Consider the following 15445-nt stretch of genomic DNA (forward strand, 5'->3'; position numbering starts at 1 on the left):
CCCTAGATAACCCCGAAGAGAGAGAACCATGACCTACCAGCACATCTGCCCATCGAGCCATTGCGACTGCGGCATCAGCCGCCGCGACTGGCTGCGCATTGCCGCCATCAGCGGTGTGGCGGCCAGCCCCTTGCTGCGCGCGGGTGACGCGCTGGCGCAGAAGTTCAAGGGCGACGATGTACCCGTGCGCATTGGCTACCTGGCGATCACCGATGCCACCCCCTTCTTTGTGGCGCACAGCCGCAAGCTGTTTGAGGCCGAAGGCCTGCAGGCAGAAAAGCCCCGCCTGTTCCGCAGCTGGGCGCAGCTGATCGAGGCCTTTATTGCCGGCCAGGTGAATGTGGTGCATCTGCTCTCGCCCACCACCTTGTCGGTGCGCTATGGCTCCAAGTTTGGCGCCAAGGTGGTGGCCTGGAACCATATGAGCGGCTCGGCCATCACGGTGGCGCCGCACATCAACAGCGTGGCCGATCTGGCTGGCACGACGTTTGCGATTCCGTTCTGGTACTCGATCCACAACATCCTGATCCAGCAGGTGCTGCGCAAGAACGGGCTCACGCCGGTCAGCAAGCCCAAGGGCACGGCACTGGGCGCCAAGGAGGTGAACCTGGTCATCGTGCCGCCCGCCGAGATGGTGGCGGCGCTGGCCGCCAAATCGGTCTCGGGCTTTATCGTCGCCGACCCGTTCAATGCCGTGGCCGAGACCATGGGCGTGGGCAAGGTGGCGCGTTTTCTGGGCGATATCTGGAAGGACCATGCCTGCTGCCTGGTGACCCTGTCCGAGCGCAACATTGCCGAGCGCCCCGAATGGGCGCAGCGCGTGACCACGGCCATCGTCAAGGCGCAGCTGTGGACGCGTGAGCATATGGGCGAGACGGCCGAGCTGATGTCCAAGGACGGCGCCAACAAATACACGCCGCACCCGCTGCCGGTGCTGCAAAAGGTGTTTGACCTGAAGGACTTCGAACAGTACCACGCCAAGGGCGTGCTGCAGCACCCCGCGTGGAACCAGCGCCGCATCGACTTCCAGCCCTATCCCTTCCCCAGCTACACGCAGGAGCTGGTCAAGGCCATGCAGGGCACGTTGATGGAAGGCAATGTGGACTTCATCCGCGAGCTTGATCCGGCCTTTGCCGCCAGGGACCTGGTGGATGACCGCTTCGTCAAGCAGGCACTCAGCCAGGTGGGCGGGCTGAAAGCCTTTGGCCATGCGGAGGATTTCAGCCGCAAGGAAGTGATCGAAGCATGATGCACGGGGGACAACGCTGGGCGGCGCGCCTGGCCTGGCCGCTGCTGGGCATGGCCATCACGCTGGCGCTGTGGGCGCTGGCGGCCCGGCATATCTCGGATGTGGAGGCGATCCGTGCCGCCTTTGCGCCGCAGGCCGGGCTCAAGGCGCTGGTGCAGCTGCTGGGCAGTGGCGAGCTGTGGCCGCATATCCGCATGAGCCTGGAGCGGATGGCGATCGCGCTGGTCCTGGCCCTGGCCATTGGTGTGCCGCTGGGCCTGTGCCTGGGTCTGTCGCCGCTGTTTGCGCGCATCAGCGGGCCGACTTTTCAGTTTCTGCGCATGGTCTCGCCGCTGTCCTGGATGCCGCTGGCGGTGATGGCGCTGGGCGTGGGCGAGGCACCGGTGATCTTCCTGCTGGGCTTTGCCACGGTCTGGCCGATCATGCTGAACACCGCAGCCGGCGTGGCGGCGCTGGACCCGGCCTGGATGCGGCTGGCACACAGCCTGTCGGCCACGCGCTGGGAGACTATTGCCCGGGTAGTGCTGCCCGGCTGCACCAGCCATATCCTGACCGGCTTTCGGCTGGCGGTGGGCATTGGCTGGATCGTGCTGGTGCCCGCCGAGATGCTGGGCGTCTCCAGCGGCATGGGCTATTTTGTGCTGGACACGCGCGACCGCCTGGCCTATGACGAGCTGATGGCCGGCATCGTTGTCATCGGCTGCCTGGGCTTTGTGCTGGACTGGCTGGCCCGCACCGTGAGCAGCCGCTGGACGCAGCGCGGCAAGCCGGGCTGAGTGCGGCCCGGGCGGCCTTTCAGCGGCGGGTACTGCTGGTGCCGCGCCTGCTTTGCAGCGCCAGCTTGTGGATGCCGGCAAAGTCGAACTGCTCCAGACGGTCCAGCAGCTGAGCGGTGAATTGCGCATGCACGCCGTGATCGGTTTGGCGGCCGATCCAGCCTTCGATATCGGTCAAGCGGCCATGCAAGGCCAGCTCGGCCAGTTCATCCAGTGCCGCATCGGCGGGGGTTGCGATGGCTGCCACCAGCGCCGCCGCAGTGCGGTGGCGCGGTGCTGGCGAGGCTGGCCGGCTGCCCGGCGTCTCCCCGGCACCTTCCATGACCGGTACCGACAGCGCGAACGAAAAGGTGGTGCCCTGGCCCGCCGCGCTGCTGACTTCCAGGCTGGCGCCCATGGCCATCAGAATGCGCTGCGAGATGAACAGGCCCAGGCCCGTGCTGCCGCCCTCGGTCTGGATTTGCTGGAAGGCGTCGAAGATATCGGGCTTCTGCGCCAGGTCGATGCCAATGCCGGTGTCGCTGACGGAGATATGCAGTTCACAGAATTCTCCGGCATGCCGGGCGTTGACCGACAGGGTCACGACGCCATCGCGGGTGAACTTGGCGGCATTGGAGACCAGGTTCAGCAGCACCTGCTGCAGCCGCTTGCCGTCCATCGCCATGCGCCCGGGCAGGGTGCCGGTGATATGGCAGTGGAAGTGGTTGTGCTGCTGCGAGCACAGCGAGATGGCGTAGTCGGCGATATCGTCCAGCAGCGCCTGCAGATCGATGGGCGCCGGCCGCACGGCCAGCGGCTGCAACTCGGACTTGGCATATTCGAGCAACTCGTCGATCAGGTCGAGCTGGTATTTGACGCTGCGCTGGATGGTCTTGACCAGGCCCTGCTGCTTTTCCGGAGACTCGGTCAGCAGCATCTCGGAGTAGCCCTTGATGGTGGCCAGCGGCGCGCGCAGGTCATGGCCGATGTAGCCCAGTACCTCCACCTTCTGGCGCTCCTTGGTCTGGGCATCGCTCAGCGCCGTGCTCAGGTCGGCATTGAGTGCCGAGGTGACCATCGTGGCGTATTTCTCGTCCTGCCGGCGCACGACCATCTGGCCCAGAATATGGCAGGACAGCAGGATCAGCACGGTACCGACAGCGGCAATCAGCACCGCCGTCCACAGGTGCTGGTCACGCAGCTCTGCCAACGGCTCCAGCGACGCCAAGGTCAGCAGCTGGTACTGCCGGTTGTTCAGCGGCTGGCGCTTCATCACATACGGTATGCCGTCGATCAGCCACTGGTCGGCCACGCCATGGGCTTTGACAGCGCGGATATCCATCGCATCGCCCAGTTCCTCGCCATCTTCATCGTCCGGCGGATGCAGCTGACCAGGCGGCAGCAAGGCCGCCACATTGCGCAGCATGAAGGGCTCGGATGCGCTGGTGGTCACGCGCCCCTGGCGGTTGACGATCAAGGCGGTATGTCTGCCGGTCAGGTAGTGCGCCATATCGGGGGCATCGAACTTGACGGTGACGGAGCCCTGCACGACATCCTGGGCGTCTTCAATGCGGCTGGCCACAAAGTACGAAGGGGTCTTGTTGATGCGTGCTATGCCGAAGGAGTGGCCGCTGCCGTCGCGCAAGGCCGTGTTCAGGTAGATGCGCCCTGCGTAGATCATGCCGACGATGCTGTCGGGCGCGGCCCAGTTGCTGGCCGTGATGGTGTCGTCGGACAGGTTGTTCTGGTAGATGCGTGCATAGCGCAGGTCCGCCGCCAGCGCATCCATGAAGTCGCCCACCTTGCGCACCAACGGATCGGCGGTGAACTGCGCTGCGCGCTGCTGGCGGGTCAGCGCGTCCAGACCGGGCGGGTCCTCGCGGTAACGGGAGGCCAGCTGGATCACCTGGCTCTGGTTGGCGACCATGTTGGCCACGCTCACCATCTGGGTAAAGAGCCGGTCGACCACGCGGGCCGTGGTCTCGGCTTCATAAGCCGCGCTCGCAGCCTGGCTTTGTATCCATTGCGAAACCAGACGTTGCGACAGCCACCATCCCAGCGCAGCGACCACGCACCACCAGAACAGCACGAGCGCGAAGGTCGCTCTGCGCACCTGGGGAAGCATCTCTTTTCCCCGCTTCATCGCAATCGCATGTGGGCTGGCTGTATGGCGGTCGGTATACGGGGGTTGCGGGCCTTGTTCCGGGTGATCCATTCGTTGTTCTTCAGTCGCCCAAGGGGCCGCAGGGTGCAGGAGAGTGCAGTGGGGTGCAGGAGGTTACAGGCGGGCCGCCCGAGGGGCAGCCCGCACACAGAGGCAGGAGACCCGGTGTCAGTGGAACTTGGAGGCCACCAGGTTCTGCAGGACTTCAGGGTTGGCCTGGCATTCGGCGCGCAGCTGCGTCGGGGATTTCTGCCAGAACTTCTTGAACTCGGTGGAGAAGTTGGCCGAGTTCAAGTAGCCCACTTCAAGGGCCACATCGGCAATGCTCAACGTGCTTTGTGCCAGCATCAGCGCCGCCCGGCGCATGCGCTCCTGCCGGATGAATTCAAAGGCCGACAGGCCATCACAGGCCTCGAACACCATGTTCAGGCGTCTGATGGAAAGCCCCAGGCTGGCCGCCACGTCGGAGCTTTTCAACGCTGGATCCTGGATATGGCTGAGGATGAATTCCGTGGCCACCTGCTTGAGGGTCAGGTTGGCCGGAGACTGGCCCGGGGGGAGTGCCAGTGGCGCAGCCTGGCCCGGCTGTGCAGCCGGGGCGCCCTGCAGCACGGCGGGCTTTGACAGCGTCAGATGGATGCGGATCCGCTCCTGGATCTCTTCGACGAAAAAGGGCTTGGTGATGTAGTCCACACCGCCGGCGCGCAGCCCGGACAGCCGGTCGTCCTGGTCAACGAGCGCCGACAGGAAGATGATCGGAATATGCTGGGTCGCCGGGTTGGTCTTGAGCAGGCGCGCGATCGTGATGCCGTTGCGCCCCGGCATGCGCACGTCCAGCAAAATCAGATCGGGCAGCAGCACCGCTGCCCGTGCATAGCCCTGGTCCCCATTGAGTGCCACGCTGACCCGGTAGGCGCTATTGCGCAGTGCAGCGACCAGCAAACGCAACTGGTCGGGATCATCGTCCACGATCAATATATGTGGAGATTGCATATCACCGTGACTCATAGTTTTTGGAAGCCTTTAATCACCTGTTTTCGTTGTGAATTGTCACACATGGCGGTGCCAGCTTTTAATTTGTTGCGCTGCATCAATGTCAATTTACGTGAGCTTGGTATCCACCTGCTTGCAGCTGCAACGGGGCACTGCTAGCCGCTGCATCAGCGCGGCGGAAAGCCGCCTCATCCGCGCGTTGCCAGCAGATCGGACATGGCGCGAAACCCGCATGGCCTTTGGGTTTGAGGACTTACACAGCCACGCCATTTCGGTATCGCTGCGCGCCGGGGATGGCGCAAAAGCGGCCGTTTCGGCGGTGCGCGAGCGTCAGACAAATGCCGCCTGCGGCAGTGAAAACCGGACTGAAATGGCTGTGTAAAGCTTTAGGACGTATTTGTTATGAAGACATTCCTTTGGTAATGATAAAAATTCAAAAGATTTATAGAAATACCAAATAACGGATCTGATTGCGCAGGTCTATGGCCCGGGTTCGGACAGCGAACAAATGACGCTTTGGTCACTGCAGCGGCGAACGGCCGCATCTCCCGAAAGGTCGCCAGTGATCGATGGTGTTCAAGGCACTGCCGGCGGCTACCAGCGTCTGGACATGGGGTGGGCGGCAGGTCTCCGACATCAGCCAGCGCCGCAGCTGGGACACCACCAGGTTTTTGCCCGCCCATCGGCTGGTGCATACGGCTTGCGCTGCAAGGCTAGGCGTCGTAGGTATCCCAGAATGCGATTCCCAGGATCAGCGCCGTGGTCAGCCAGCCGAGCACCAGCAGATTGAAGAACTCGCTCAGCGGCACCAGCGCCAGCAGCAGCAGCGCGCCGATCCAGTGCGACGCGGGCAGGCTGCCGTAGACGACCTTCTTGTAGATGGCGCTGCCCAGCAGATAGATCGCAGGTCCGGCCAGCAGGATCGCAATCTGCGGAACAGCCGCCTGTGCATGGGGATGCGCCAATACCAGGTCGTTGCCGACGGCCGTGGCGATGACGCCCGCGATCAGGATGGCATGCACGTAGTGGAAATAGGCGCCGATGCGGCCCGGGTCTTCGGCATGGGTGATGGCTGCGGTGGCATCCTTGCTGGAGGTGCCAAAGTACAGCCACCACATCGCCAAGGTGCCGATAAAGGTGGCGGCCAGCGCCATCAGCACCTCCCAGTTCCAGATCCCGGTGTCGGCCAACGTGGCGCCGCTGGCCAGCAGGGTCTCGCCCAGTGCCACGATGACGAACAGCTGGCAGCGCTCGGCCAGGTGGCCGCCTTCGATGGTCCAGTCTTGCGTGTGGCTGCGGCCCAGGCCGGGCAGCGCAAAGCCAAACATCGGCGACACGTACTCGCAGAGCACAGCGACCAGCCACAGCAGCAGCCGCGTATCAGGCGCGGCCAGGGCGCCGGCTATCCAGAACACCGCAGAAATGCAGACCCAGCCGAGCATGCGGCGGTAGTTCAGCGCCAGCGGGTCACCTGCGGGCAGCTGGCGCCAGATAAATGCCGTGCGCCCCACCTGCATGGCGGCATAGGCCAGTGCAAAGACAAGTCCCCGCTCGGCAAAGGCCTCGGGAATGCTGGAAGCCATCAGCAGGCCCAGCAGCATCGTGCAAAACAGCATGCCTCGGATCTGGAAGGTTTCCGGGTCGAACCAGTTGGTCACCCAGCAGGTGTACTGCCAGCCCAGCCATACGGCAAACCACAGGACCAGGGTCTGCGCCACGCCGTTGAACGTCAGATGGTGCAGCAGCTGGTGGCTCAGCTGGGTCACGGCGAACACGTAGACCAGGTCGAAAAACAGTTCCTCATAGGTCACCCGCGCGTGGTGACCGTCGCGCTGGCGCAGCAACCCTTGTGAGATGGCGGGTGTGATGGGCATGGAATTCCTTTGAGCGGCGTTTCAGCTGGAGGCAAAGATGCGGGTGACAAAGACTGCCAGCAGCACCGGCACCATCAGCACGATGAGCAGGATCAGCGCCTCCTCGCGCACGCTGTACCCAGCCTGGGTGACACCCACCCACATATTGGTGCAGGCCAGGACCAGCCATACCGGCATGAACAGCTTGGCCGCCACAACCATGCCAACGGCGCTGGCCGACCACAGCCAGCCAAACAGCACAAACACCCCGAGCAGCAACAGACCGCCACCGGTCACCATCAGTACATGCATATCGAGACTTTCAAGCGTTGGAAGAAAGGGGACCCCGCGTGCACGGCAACGTGCGGATTACCGCCGGGGAGGCGCGGTCGCCCCCACGGCAGCCGGGTCTTACTTGGTCGTATAGCCGCCGTTGATCAGAATCGTCTGGCCGGTGATCCACCAGCCATCGGTGACCAGGTGGCGGATGAAGGGGACGACATCCTCGATATCGGTCAGGCCGGTCTTGCTGAAGCCCGACAGCGCGGCCGCAGTCTTGTGGTAGGCCACCGCATCGGACCCTTCGGCGGGGTAGAAGAAGGCGGTGTCCATCGGACCGGGACCCACGGCAGTGACCGAGATGCCACGCGCGCCAAACTCCTTGGCCGCAGCACGGGTGTAGTGCTCCACCGGCGCCTTGGTGCCGGCATAGGAGGAGTAGAACGGGGTAAAGGCCCCCAGCAGCGAGGTGACCAGCGTGACGATCTTGCCGTTGTCGTTGAGGTGCAGGCCCGCTTCCTTCAGAAAGAAGAATGCCGCCTTGCTGTTGGCATTGGACATCTCGTCGAATTCCGCCTCGGAGATCTCGACCATTGGCTTCTTGAGTACCTTGCCGACCGTGTTGATGGCGATATCGGGGCGGCCCAGCGCTGTCACCGTATCGGCAAACAGCTTTTGCACGGCCGCTGCGCTGCTCAGATTGCCTTGCAGTGCAACCGCCTTGGCGCCCAGCTTTTCGACGGCGGCCACGGTGGCCAGCGCCTCGTCACGGCTGGCGGCGCTGTTGTAGTGGATGGCAACCGCTTTCGCACCCTGGCCTGCCAGGTCGCGCGCGATCAGGCCGCCCAGGTTCTTTCCGCCGCCGGCAATCAATACAACCTTGTCTTGGACGGTGTGGGCTTTGCGCATGGTTCATCTCCAAAAAGTGATGTGGATCGGTGGTATCACAGTGGAGATTTTTATTGTCTTATTCAATCAATCGAATTTGCTAAACCGATAAAGTTTTTGCTAACTGGACGGAAAGCCATTGTTTTTTTGCATTCGACGCCTGCTGGTGCGGTTGGCGCCAGTCATTCCCATCAGTGGGCGGGCTCTTCGGCTACGCCGCCAGGGGGCCGCCGCGCTGGCTGGCGGACCATGCCGGCCAGGCTAAGCCGCCGCGCGCAGCCAGGTCAGCACATCAGCCTGCACGCTGCCCGGCGTCCATGGCTGCGGTGACAGCAGGCAGTACCGGGAGCCGTCGTCCACAAAGCCCATCGGGGCGACAAGCAGGCCGTTGGCGATGTCGTCCTGCACCAGATGCCAGGGACCGATGGCCACCCCCAGGCCCGCAACGGCGGCTTGCAGGCTGAAATAGAAATGCTCGAAGCTTTGCCCGCTTGCGGGGAGCAGCGGCTGTCCCGAAGCCTGTGCCCAATCCTGCCATGCGCCGGGCCGGGTGTGCGTATGCAGTAGCGGTGCCTGGGCATGAAGGCGGGGGCTGCCCTTGCCGGTGCGGAACCATGCCGCTTGCCGGTCGGGGCGGCAGACCGGGCCCGTGCGTTCTGCAAACAGGGGCTCGGCATGGCAGCCTGCGGGCCAGGCAAAGTCGTCGCGGCGAATTGCCAGATCGATGCCACTGGCAAAGGAGAAAGGGCCACCGCCAGCCACCAGGTGCAGCTCCAGCCCGGGGTGGCGGGCCTGGAAATCCGGCCAGCGCGGGATCAGCCAGCGCATCAGCAGCGTGGGCTCGCAGGACAGCACCCAGCGCTGGTTCTGTCGCGCGCGGGCACGCAGCTCAGCCACGGCATCGCGCATCAGGTCCAGCCCCTGGCTGACGGCATGGGCCAGCATGCGCCCGTCGGCGGTGAGGTAGACGCGGCGGCTGCGCCGCTCGAACAGCGCCCGGCCCAGGTCCTCTTCCAGCAGGCGCACGGCCCGGCTGACGGCGCCATGGGTCACATGCAGCTCGTCGGCAGCGCGGCTGAAGTTCTCCAGCCGGGCGGCCGCTTCAAAGCAGCGCAGCGCCAGCAGCGACGGCAGGCGGCGTTGCTGGGTATGTGATCCAGATTCACCAAACTTGTCAGAAATCATCGTTTTTCATCGCGCGCCATTGCAGGCACCATGCGGCCTGTTTTTTGATTTTGTACAGGATACGCGATGACTGAACTGTTAGCTGTTATCACCATCACCTTGCTCGCGGTGATCAGCCCGGGGCCGGATTTTGCGATGGTGTCACGCAACAGCCTGCTGCTGTCGCGCCGCGCAGGCGTGCTGACAGCCGTGGGCATCGGGCTGGGCGTGCTGGTCCATGTGGGCTACACCTTGCTGGGCCTGGGGCTGCTGATCCAGCAGTCGTTGTGGTTGTTCCATGCGATCAAGCTTGCCGGGGCCGCCTATCTGGTCTATCTCGGTGTCAAGATGCTGCGCACCCGGCCTTCGAACGGGGTGCCCGAGGCCGCAAGTGCGCCGTTGTCCGATGGGGCGGTTTTGCGTACCGGTTTTCTGACCAATGCGTTGAACCCCAAGACCACGGTCTTCATCGTGAGCCTGTTTTTGCAGGTGGTGCGGCCCGGCACGCCGCTGTCGCTGCAACTGGGCTATGGCGCGTTCATCTCGGCCGCACATGTCGCCTGGTTCAGCCTGGTGGCACTGTGCTTTTCTGCCGGTGCGGTGCGCAGCCACCTGCTGGCGGCGCGCCACTGGATCGACCGCGCATTTGGCGGCTTGCTGGTGGGATTTGGGGTGCTGCTGGCGCTCTCGGGCGGCACCCGTTGAGCGCCGCGCACCGCGCCATCACTGCGCGCTGGACCGGCGGCTCTGGCGTATTCCCAGCAGGCCCAGCAGCACGGCCAGCAGCGAGAGGGCATACGCCCCGGTCGCCGGCACAGGGGTGGGCGTTGCCGGCTGGGCATTGGGCTGTGCCGCCGACACGCGCACCGTGGCCGTCGCGCAGATAGTCTGGTTGGGCGCTGCGAGACAAATGTTGTACTGGTAGCTCACGGGGCTGGCCAGTCCGCCTGCGGGCGGTACATAGGTGCAAATGCCCGACGCGCAACTGACCGTGCCCGCAGCCGGGGGCGTGACGACGGTGACGGTGGCCGGGTCCACCGCCCCACCGCTGCTGGTGTCATTGCTGGCCACGGGCGTGGTAGCGCTGGCGGTGTTCGTGCCCAGGGTCACCACATCGTCCACCGCCGTGATGGTGGGTGGCACCAGCGACAGCTCAGCCGCATTGTTGGTGCTGATGGGGTCCGTGGGGCTGCCTGCTTCCGGTTGCGCAGTCACCGTATGCGTGCTTGCGGTGGTGACACCCGGGCCGGTCCAGGTTACGGTGTAAAGCGCGGTTTCGCCGGAGTTCAACGCTTGGACCACCGCGCTGATGGGGCCATTGCCCGAGGGTGTGGCGCAGGGCGAGCCCGATGGCTGCAACGTGCATGACCAGGTCGCCGAGGCCCCGTTTGCCGTCGCCGGCAAGGGGTCGGATACGACGGCCCGGGTCGCGTCGGGGCCATGGTTGTAGACGTTGAAACTGTAGCTGTAGTGGTTCTGGGTGCCAGCGGGCGCGGCCGTGATGGCGCTGGCGCCCACGATGATTTCTGCCAGGGTCTGGCGGCTCATCGTGAACAAGGTGTCATCCCAGGATGCCTTGCCATCGGTGTTGGCGGCCGTGCGGTACAGGTAGAAGCGCAACGCATAGGCCGACCCCGGCTGCAGGGTGATACCGGGGCCCGGGCCGTCGGGGGCACGGACAAATTGAAAGTCGTCTCCCGCTACCGTGCTGACATCGTCGGTCTGCTGCAGCAGCGCGCTGACGGCATTGCCGTCACCATCGACGAGGTAGGCGGCGTAGCCGAAGGCGCGAGGATGCGTATTGCCGTTGAGGTTCCAGCGTTTGGCCGTGAAGGCCCCATTCACATAGAACAGCGCAGCCGATGGGCTGGTGTCCGCATACCGCATGGTGCCGGTCACAAAGGGAAACTCTATCTACTGCTGGGCGAGCTTTGCGCCGTCGGCCGTATCCGTGGTCAGGCCGGAGATCACCTGGAAATCGGGGTAGGTGGGGTCCGGGCTGGCGCTCAGACCGGTGCCAAAGCGCTGTGGGCCGGTGCTGGACAGAAACACCACGTCATGTGTCGGGCCTGATACGGGCCCCGCCCCTGTGCTGGCTTCACCGGAGCCCGGATACCAGTCCTGGGTCAGGGTTCCCGGTGGGCGATTGCTCATCCAGCCTGCCACCAACCCGTCCACGCCCAGGTAGCTGCTCGGGGCATTGACATACGACTGCGCCAGGCTGGGCCCGGCTGCGCCCGCCAGCAGCAAGGCGCCCATGCACCCGCGAAAGTAACCCTGTCCCACACCCCAAGCTGCATGCATTGTTGGACCCATTTCCATCAGGATTCGGCCCGGGGCCGGGGGTCGAATCCCCGCCGGAACCGCGTTAACAGAAACCACTTATGTGGCTAAACGTAATAATTATCACCAGGCCCACCCGGTTCAAACCGGCGCTTAAAAGTTTTCATCCATCTGTCGCAGAAATAAAACGGGGCGCCGCTGGCTCGCGGACCTCCGGACAGAGGCCATCCTCCCGTGCCCATTGAATAAAGCGGAGCTGTGACGGCGTAAAGGCTGCGGGCAAACAGGCGGCGGAAGCGATCATGCGGTGGCCGTGGATGGCGCGGCCGAGCCATTCTGGATATAGATCTCGATGGGCCCGACGGTGACGCGATCTCCTGCGTACAGCACCTGGCGCTTGACCCGCACGCCGTTGACAAAGATGCCGTTGGTGCTGTCATGGTCCTCGACCATCAGCAATCCGATGTAGTAGGTGAAGGCACCATGGTCCCGGCTGACCCCCTGGTACTGCAGCCGCAGCCCGCAACCGGCACCCCGCCCGATCTGGGTGCGGCCCTTGCCGAGCTGCAGCAGGCTGGACGCTGAGGTCCTCGACGACCGAAGTTGAATAACCGGCTGCATGGTGCACCTCCTCTCCCCAAAGACTCCCCCCGGGAACGGGGCGAAACGGTATCTCTATAGAAGAATTCTCTATGAATTTATTCAAATGGATTGTCAGCAATTTCTAATCGGCATACGGGCAAAAAAATGCCGGAGGCGCTGCGCGAGCCCACGCGGCCTATGCAGGGATGGCCTGCGGACCCGGGCTCGCGCCACGCGTTGCAACCAGCCGATTTTTGGGGGCGGTGAACGGGACACCGTACCGCCGGGCACGCTCCTTGCCGGGGTTGGGCGGCTGCAACCGTATGGCGGCAGCGACGCGGTTTGAGATGGGGTGGTACGCAGAGCAGGGCGGCTGGTTTGCAATTAATTACAACCAAGCGCGCCACGATGGCCGGGGACTTCTTGACTTTGCGCAACCAAGGCTTACATTCTTAAATCATTGACTGAATCGATGAATAAGTCCTTTGTGAAAGGAGTTGGGTATGCAAAACCAGCCCTCATTTCCGATGCTGACCATGCCGACGCGGCCGCTGGTGGCCCATCGCGGCGAGAAAGCGAAGCGCTATGTGCCTTCGGTCTCCACCGACATCAGCAAGACTTTCGAGAAGTACCGCCGGCTGGCGGCGATGCAGCACCCCAAGCCGTTGGGCGGTTGATTCGGTTTCATGCCGGGCGCATGCGGCTCACTCCCAGTCCCACAGACCTCTTGCATGCGCCGCCCACGCGGGCAACGGCTTTATTACAACGGTTGCTGCGCCGCGTGGCACAGCAGCGTGACGCGGCCCGGCGCACCTGGCGCAGTCCGGGCGCGGCCCTGACCGCGCTGGAGGTTCTGCGGCGCCTGGGTCAATCCTGCTGCAAATGCTGGTAGACCGCTTGTGACACGCGCATCAGCTCGGTCCGGTCTGCCTCGGCCGCAATGGCGTAACCCAGGTGGTTCTCCACCCAGTAAAAGACATTGACCGGTCCCTCCTGGCCAAACCTGAACTGTGCGTCGTTCTGCAGCGCCACTTCGCGCGTCACATACAGCGTCAGGCGCAGACCTGACCCACTCTCGTACATGAACTGCGCGACCGGGCCGCTGCCGCCGGGCAGCAGACGGCCACCCATCAGGTGGTAGCCCAGCGCCTGAAGCGCAGGAGGGCGTACGTTCGCGCCGGTGCGCTTGGTCAGCCAGGTCACCAGCGACTGCTCTTGCTCGGCCCCGATTTCCACCGGCCGCCGCACATCCGGGCTGTAGACGCTATGGGCAATCGCGGCGCGCTGGGCGAAGCCGCTCAAGGCCGTGCCGCTGGCCGGCAGCAGCTGGGGCTGGGCGGATTCCGGGGTGGGGGCTGCGGGCCGGCCAGCGATGGCGAGCTGGATGGCCTTGGCATCGACGGCGCCCCGGACCGACCAGGCAGCGCCGGCACTGATGACCGCCACCAGCAAGCCGGCGGCCAGGCTGCGCCAGGGCATTGCGCTGTGCGCAGCGCGCAAGGGCAGGCCCATCGGCAAGGGCTCGTCCATCACGGGTGCCAGCATGTCGCGCAGCCGCGCATTCTGCTGCTGCCAATCCTCCACACGGGCGCGTTCTTCCGGGTGCTCGTGCAGGTAGTGCTCGACCTGAAGGCGGCGTGCGCTGGGCAATTGCCGGTCCACATAGGCATGCAGATCGGCTTCGGTCACCGGCGGTAGGGGACTGGCGTCCAGGGCTTGAAGAGGGTTCTTGTCCATGGTCACTTCACCCGTTGGATTCTTTGCGCTGCATGGCTGACTTTGTCCTGCTCCTTGCTCTGGCCCTGGCTGGCCATTTCGTCGCGCAGCCGGGCGCGTGCCCGCGAGAGCCGCGACATCACCGTGCCCAGCGGCACGCCGGTGATCTGTGCCACTTCCTGGTAGCTCATCTCCTCGACACTGATGAGCAGCAGCACTTCGCGCTGCTCGGGCGGCAGGCGCTGCAGCAGGCGGTCCAGGTCACGCACTTCCAGCGCATCGGCCTGCTGGGGCCGCTGGGGCAGCTCGGGCAGGTCGTCGCCCGCGCTGTCCTCGGGCCGGCTGCGCTGGGCGCGCAGGCGGTCGATGAAATGGTTGTGCATGATGCCGAACATCCAGGCGCGCACCTCATTGCGCTTTTGCCACATGGAAAAGCGCGACCAGGCGCGCTCCAATGTGTCCTGCACCAGGTCGTCGGCCCGGTCGGGGTCGGAGACCAGGCCGCGCGCATAGCGCCGCAGGCTGGGGATGCAGGCGACGATCTCCGCTTCGTCCTGTGCGCGCATGGGTGCTGTAGCTTTGGGGGCGTGGGTGGGTGGCCGGCAGCAGCGGGCGCTTACCTGACGACGTGCCAGACGTCCTTGAAGTTGTCGCCGGTGGCGTCGCCTGCCTTCTTGTCCGCAGTATAGGTATAGAGCGGCTTGCCCTTGTACGCCCACTGCAGGCTGCCGTCATCGCGGGTGATGATGCTGTAGTCGCCTTCTGGCTTGGCACTGGCCGCTGCCGCCACTGCGGGCCACAGCGCGATGCAGGGGCCGTTGCACATGCTCTTGTTGCTGCCGGCAACGTCCTTGTCGAAGGTGTAGAGCGTCATGCCGCTGGCATTGACCAGCAGGCCATTGGCCATCCTGGCCACCGGCTCGGCCTGTGCGATAGGCGCCAGCAGTGCAGCCAAAGACAGGGCGACCAGGGAGACTTGGAGGTTTTTCATCGCAAAGATTTTTCAAGTGGGGGTGGAAGAACACTGCTATGGACGAATGGCAGTGCCGCTTTATTCCCGCCCCTTGAAAATTCTTTGCGCGCTCTGCAGGCGCTGAGGGGCAGTGCCCGCCCATGCAGCGCTGGATGGCTGCCAATGTGGTGCGCAATCTTTCTCTGATACTGTATATTTATACAGTTTAAAGACCAGCCATGGCCTGCGCCGTGCGCGCTGGCATCCGATAAGAAGAGAGGAGTTTGCATGATTGAACTGGCACATGACAACCTGAGCGATGCCGGAGGGGACGGTGGTGCAGCACTGCCGCAACTGGCTGCCGCCTCGGTGTTCCGGCAACTGGCGCACAAGCATGGCTTGCTGGCGCCTGGCGAAGAGGCGAGCCCGCAGATGCAGGCGTTTCTGGCGGAACTGGCCTTGCTCACCGATCTTTTCTGAGCGCTGTGCAGCGGTGCTGCCCGCATCGCTTGTGCGGCCGGCGCAGCGAAGCGGTGACACCCGCGCGAGCTTGCAAGCGCCCGATGC

At 64.2% G+C, this 15445-nt stretch carries 18 protein-coding genes and 1 pseudogene; 6 read left to right on the forward strand and 13 right to left on the reverse strand.

What is annotated here, in order from left to right:
- Positions 1–28: 28 nt before the first annotated feature.
- A complete protein-coding gene (locus ACHWUQ_RS01245; protein WP_394680110.1) occupies positions 29–1249 on the forward strand; it encodes an ABC transporter substrate-binding protein in 1221 nt (406 codons plus the stop codon).
- Positions 1249–2025, forward strand: coding sequence for an ABC transporter permease (locus tag ACHWUQ_RS01250; RefSeq protein ID WP_394680111.1), 777 nt, complete (start codon positions 1249–1251; stop codon positions 2023–2025). Before ACHWUQ_RS01245 ends, ACHWUQ_RS01250 begins: the two co-directional genes overlap by 1 nt.
- Before the next feature lie 19 nt (positions 2026–2044).
- Here ACHWUQ_RS01250 and ACHWUQ_RS01255 read toward each other — a convergent pair whose 3' ends face one another.
- The 3 genes and pseudogenes from ACHWUQ_RS01255 to ACHWUQ_RS01265 form a co-directional block, all read right to left on the reverse strand.
- Complete coding sequence (locus ACHWUQ_RS01255; protein WP_394680179.1) at positions 2045–2689, reverse strand: ATP-binding protein; 645 nt, start codon at positions 2687–2689, stop codon at positions 2045–2047.
- A gap of 150 nt (positions 2690–2839) precedes the next feature.
- Positions 2840–4147, reverse strand: a pseudogene (locus ACHWUQ_RS01260) (histidine kinase dimerization/phospho-acceptor domain-containing protein); the annotation flags it as partial.
- A 189-nt stretch (positions 4148–4336) separates the two neighbouring features.
- Positions 4337–5161: a response regulator gene (locus ACHWUQ_RS01265; RefSeq protein ID WP_394680112.1), complete on the reverse strand. Its 825-nt coding sequence runs from the start codon at positions 5159–5161 to the stop codon at positions 4337–4339.
- 100 nt (positions 5162–5261) lie between these two features.
- On the opposite strand from ACHWUQ_RS01265, the gene ACHWUQ_RS01270 reads away from it, so the two are divergent.
- Positions 5262–5543, forward strand: coding sequence for a hypothetical protein (locus ACHWUQ_RS01270; RefSeq protein ID WP_394680113.1), 282 nt, complete (start codon positions 5262–5264; stop codon positions 5541–5543).
- 331 nt (positions 5544–5874) lie between these two features.
- On the opposite strand, the gene ACHWUQ_RS01275 is transcribed toward ACHWUQ_RS01270, so the two are convergent.
- The 4 genes from ACHWUQ_RS01275 to ACHWUQ_RS01290 all read right to left on the reverse strand — a co-directional run bounded on the left by ACHWUQ_RS01275 (position 5875) and on the right by ACHWUQ_RS01290 (position 9366).
- On the reverse strand, positions 5875–7035 hold the full coding sequence (locus tag ACHWUQ_RS01275; protein WP_394680114.1) for a low temperature requirement protein A: 1161 nt from the start codon (positions 7033–7035) through the stop codon (positions 5875–5877).
- A 21-nt stretch (positions 7036–7056) separates the two neighbouring features.
- Positions 7057–7326: a hypothetical protein gene (locus ACHWUQ_RS01280; protein WP_312451649.1), complete on the reverse strand. Its 270-nt coding sequence runs from the start codon at positions 7324–7326 to the stop codon at positions 7057–7059.
- Positions 7327–7425: 99 nt separating this feature from the next.
- Positions 7426–8202, reverse strand: a complete 777-nt coding sequence (locus ACHWUQ_RS01285) for an SDR family oxidoreductase (RefSeq protein WP_312529083.1) — start codon at positions 8200–8202, stop codon at positions 7426–7428.
- Positions 8203–8442: 240 nt separating this feature from the next.
- Complete coding sequence (locus ACHWUQ_RS01290; RefSeq protein ID WP_394680115.1) at positions 8443–9366, reverse strand: LysR family transcriptional regulator; 924 nt, start codon at positions 9364–9366, stop codon at positions 8443–8445.
- A gap of 66 nt (positions 9367–9432) precedes the next feature.
- Between ACHWUQ_RS01290 and ACHWUQ_RS01295 the strand changes: the two genes are divergently transcribed.
- Positions 9433–10050 carry a LysE family translocator gene (locus ACHWUQ_RS01295; protein WP_394680116.1) on the forward strand — a complete coding sequence of 206 codons (618 nt, stop codon included), beginning with the start codon at positions 9433–9435 and terminating at the stop codon, positions 10048–10050.
- An 18-nt stretch (positions 10051–10068) separates the two neighbouring features.
- Here ACHWUQ_RS01295 and ACHWUQ_RS01300 read toward each other — a convergent pair whose 3' ends face one another.
- The 3 genes from ACHWUQ_RS01300 to ACHWUQ_RS01310 form a co-directional block, all read right to left on the reverse strand.
- The gene (locus ACHWUQ_RS01300) at positions 10069–11244 is read right to left on the reverse strand and encodes an IPTL-CTERM sorting domain-containing protein (RefSeq protein WP_394680117.1); all 1176 of its coding nucleotides are present in this window, start codon (positions 11242–11244) and stop codon (positions 10069–10071) included.
- A 15-nt stretch (positions 11245–11259) separates the two neighbouring features.
- Positions 11260–11604 (reverse strand): hypothetical protein, encoded by a 345-nt coding sequence (locus ACHWUQ_RS01305; protein WP_394680118.1) that lies wholly within the window; start codon positions 11602–11604, stop codon positions 11260–11262.
- Between the two features lie 324 nt (positions 11605–11928).
- The gene (locus tag ACHWUQ_RS01310; protein WP_394680119.1) at positions 11929–12249 is read right to left on the reverse strand and encodes an FHA domain-containing protein; all 321 of its coding nucleotides are present in this window, start codon (positions 12247–12249) and stop codon (positions 11929–11931) included.
- 464 nt (positions 12250–12713) lie between these two features.
- On the opposite strand from ACHWUQ_RS01310, the gene ACHWUQ_RS01315 reads away from it, so the two are divergent.
- Positions 12714–12887 (forward strand): hypothetical protein, encoded by a 174-nt coding sequence (locus ACHWUQ_RS01315; protein ID WP_239811066.1) that lies wholly within the window; start codon positions 12714–12716, stop codon positions 12885–12887.
- A gap of 190 nt (positions 12888–13077) precedes the next feature.
- Here ACHWUQ_RS01315 and ACHWUQ_RS01320 read toward each other — a convergent pair whose 3' ends face one another.
- From ACHWUQ_RS01320 to ACHWUQ_RS01330, 3 genes are read right to left on the reverse strand one after another with little or no spacing between them, the layout of a single operon-like run.
- Positions 13078–13947 (reverse strand): anti-sigma factor family protein, encoded by an 870-nt coding sequence (locus ACHWUQ_RS01320; RefSeq protein ID WP_394680120.1) that lies wholly within the window; start codon positions 13945–13947, stop codon positions 13078–13080.
- A 2-nt stretch (positions 13948–13949) separates the two neighbouring features.
- Positions 13950–14492: an RNA polymerase sigma factor gene (locus ACHWUQ_RS01325; RefSeq protein ID WP_239811068.1), complete on the reverse strand. Its 543-nt coding sequence runs from the start codon at positions 14490–14492 to the stop codon at positions 13950–13952.
- A gap of 50 nt (positions 14493–14542) precedes the next feature.
- A complete protein-coding gene (locus ACHWUQ_RS01330; protein ID WP_394680121.1) occupies positions 14543–14917 on the reverse strand; it encodes a hypothetical protein in 375 nt (124 codons plus the stop codon).
- Positions 14918–15166: 249 nt separating this feature from the next.
- Between ACHWUQ_RS01330 and ACHWUQ_RS01335 the strand changes: the two genes are divergently transcribed.
- On the forward strand, positions 15167–15358 hold the full coding sequence (locus tag ACHWUQ_RS01335; RefSeq protein ID WP_312529071.1) for a hypothetical protein: 192 nt from the start codon (positions 15167–15169) through the stop codon (positions 15356–15358).
- Positions 15359–15445 lie beyond the last annotated feature (87 nt).

Origin of the sequence: uncultured Comamonas sp., assembly GCF_964277875.1 — a bacterium.
Lineage (GTDB): Bacteria > Pseudomonadota > Gammaproteobacteria > Burkholderiales > Burkholderiaceae_C > Comamonas > Comamonas sediminis.

What these genes read in the sequence shown, in the direction of transcription:
- ACHWUQ_RS01275 (WP_394680114.1), bottom strand. Translation starts at nt 7,035, where the DNA reads ATGCCCATCACACCCGCCATCTCACAAGGGTTGCTGCGCCAGCGCGAC.
- ACHWUQ_RS01325 (WP_239811068.1), bottom strand. Translation starts at nt 14,492, where the DNA reads ATGCGCGCACAGGACGAAGCGGAGATCGTCGCCTGCATCCCCAGCCTG.
- ACHWUQ_RS01245 (WP_394680110.1), top strand. Translation starts at nt 29, where the DNA reads ATGACCTACCAGCACATCTGCCCATCGAGCCATTGCGACTGCGGCATC.
- ACHWUQ_RS01305 (WP_394680118.1), bottom strand. Translation starts at nt 11,604, where the DNA reads ATGGGCGCCTTGCTGCTGGCGGGCGCAGCCGGGCCCAGCCTGGCGCAG.
- ACHWUQ_RS01290 (WP_394680115.1), bottom strand. Translation starts at nt 9,366, where the DNA reads ATGATTTCTGACAAGTTTGGTGAATCTGGATCACATACCCAGCAACGC.
- ACHWUQ_RS01250 (WP_394680111.1), top strand. Translation starts at nt 1,249, where the DNA reads ATGCACGGGGGACAACGCTGGGCGGCGCGCCTGGCCTGGCCGCTGCTG.
- ACHWUQ_RS01265 (WP_394680112.1), bottom strand. Translation starts at nt 5,161, where the DNA reads ATGCAATCTCCACATATATTGATCGTGGACGATGATCCCGACCAGTTG.
- ACHWUQ_RS01310 (WP_394680119.1), bottom strand. Translation starts at nt 12,249, where the DNA reads ATGCAGCCGGTTATTCAACTTCGGTCGTCGAGGACCTCAGCGTCCAGC.
- ACHWUQ_RS01320 (WP_394680120.1), bottom strand. Translation starts at nt 13,947, where the DNA reads ATGGACAAGAACCCTCTTCAAGCCCTGGACGCCAGTCCCCTACCGCCG.
- ACHWUQ_RS01285 (WP_312529083.1), bottom strand. Translation starts at nt 8,202, where the DNA reads ATGCGCAAAGCCCACACCGTCCAAGACAAGGTTGTATTGATTGCCGGC.
- ACHWUQ_RS01335 (WP_312529071.1), top strand. Translation starts at nt 15,167, where the DNA reads ATGATTGAACTGGCACATGACAACCTGAGCGATGCCGGAGGGGACGGT.
- ACHWUQ_RS01315 (WP_239811066.1), top strand. Translation starts at nt 12,714, where the DNA reads ATGCAAAACCAGCCCTCATTTCCGATGCTGACCATGCCGACGCGGCCG.
- ACHWUQ_RS01255 (WP_394680179.1), bottom strand. Translation starts at nt 2,689, where the DNA reads ATGGCGATGGACGGCAAGCGGCTGCAGCAGGTGCTGCTGAACCTGGTC.
- ACHWUQ_RS01280 (WP_312451649.1), bottom strand. Translation starts at nt 7,326, where the DNA reads ATGCATGTACTGATGGTGACCGGTGGCGGTCTGTTGCTGCTCGGGGTG.
- ACHWUQ_RS01295 (WP_394680116.1), top strand. Translation starts at nt 9,433, where the DNA reads ATGACTGAACTGTTAGCTGTTATCACCATCACCTTGCTCGCGGTGATC.
- ACHWUQ_RS01330 (WP_394680121.1), bottom strand. Translation starts at nt 14,917, where the DNA reads ATGAAAAACCTCCAAGTCTCCCTGGTCGCCCTGTCTTTGGCTGCACTG.
- ACHWUQ_RS01270 (WP_394680113.1), top strand. Translation starts at nt 5,262, where the DNA reads ATGTCAATTTACGTGAGCTTGGTATCCACCTGCTTGCAGCTGCAACGG.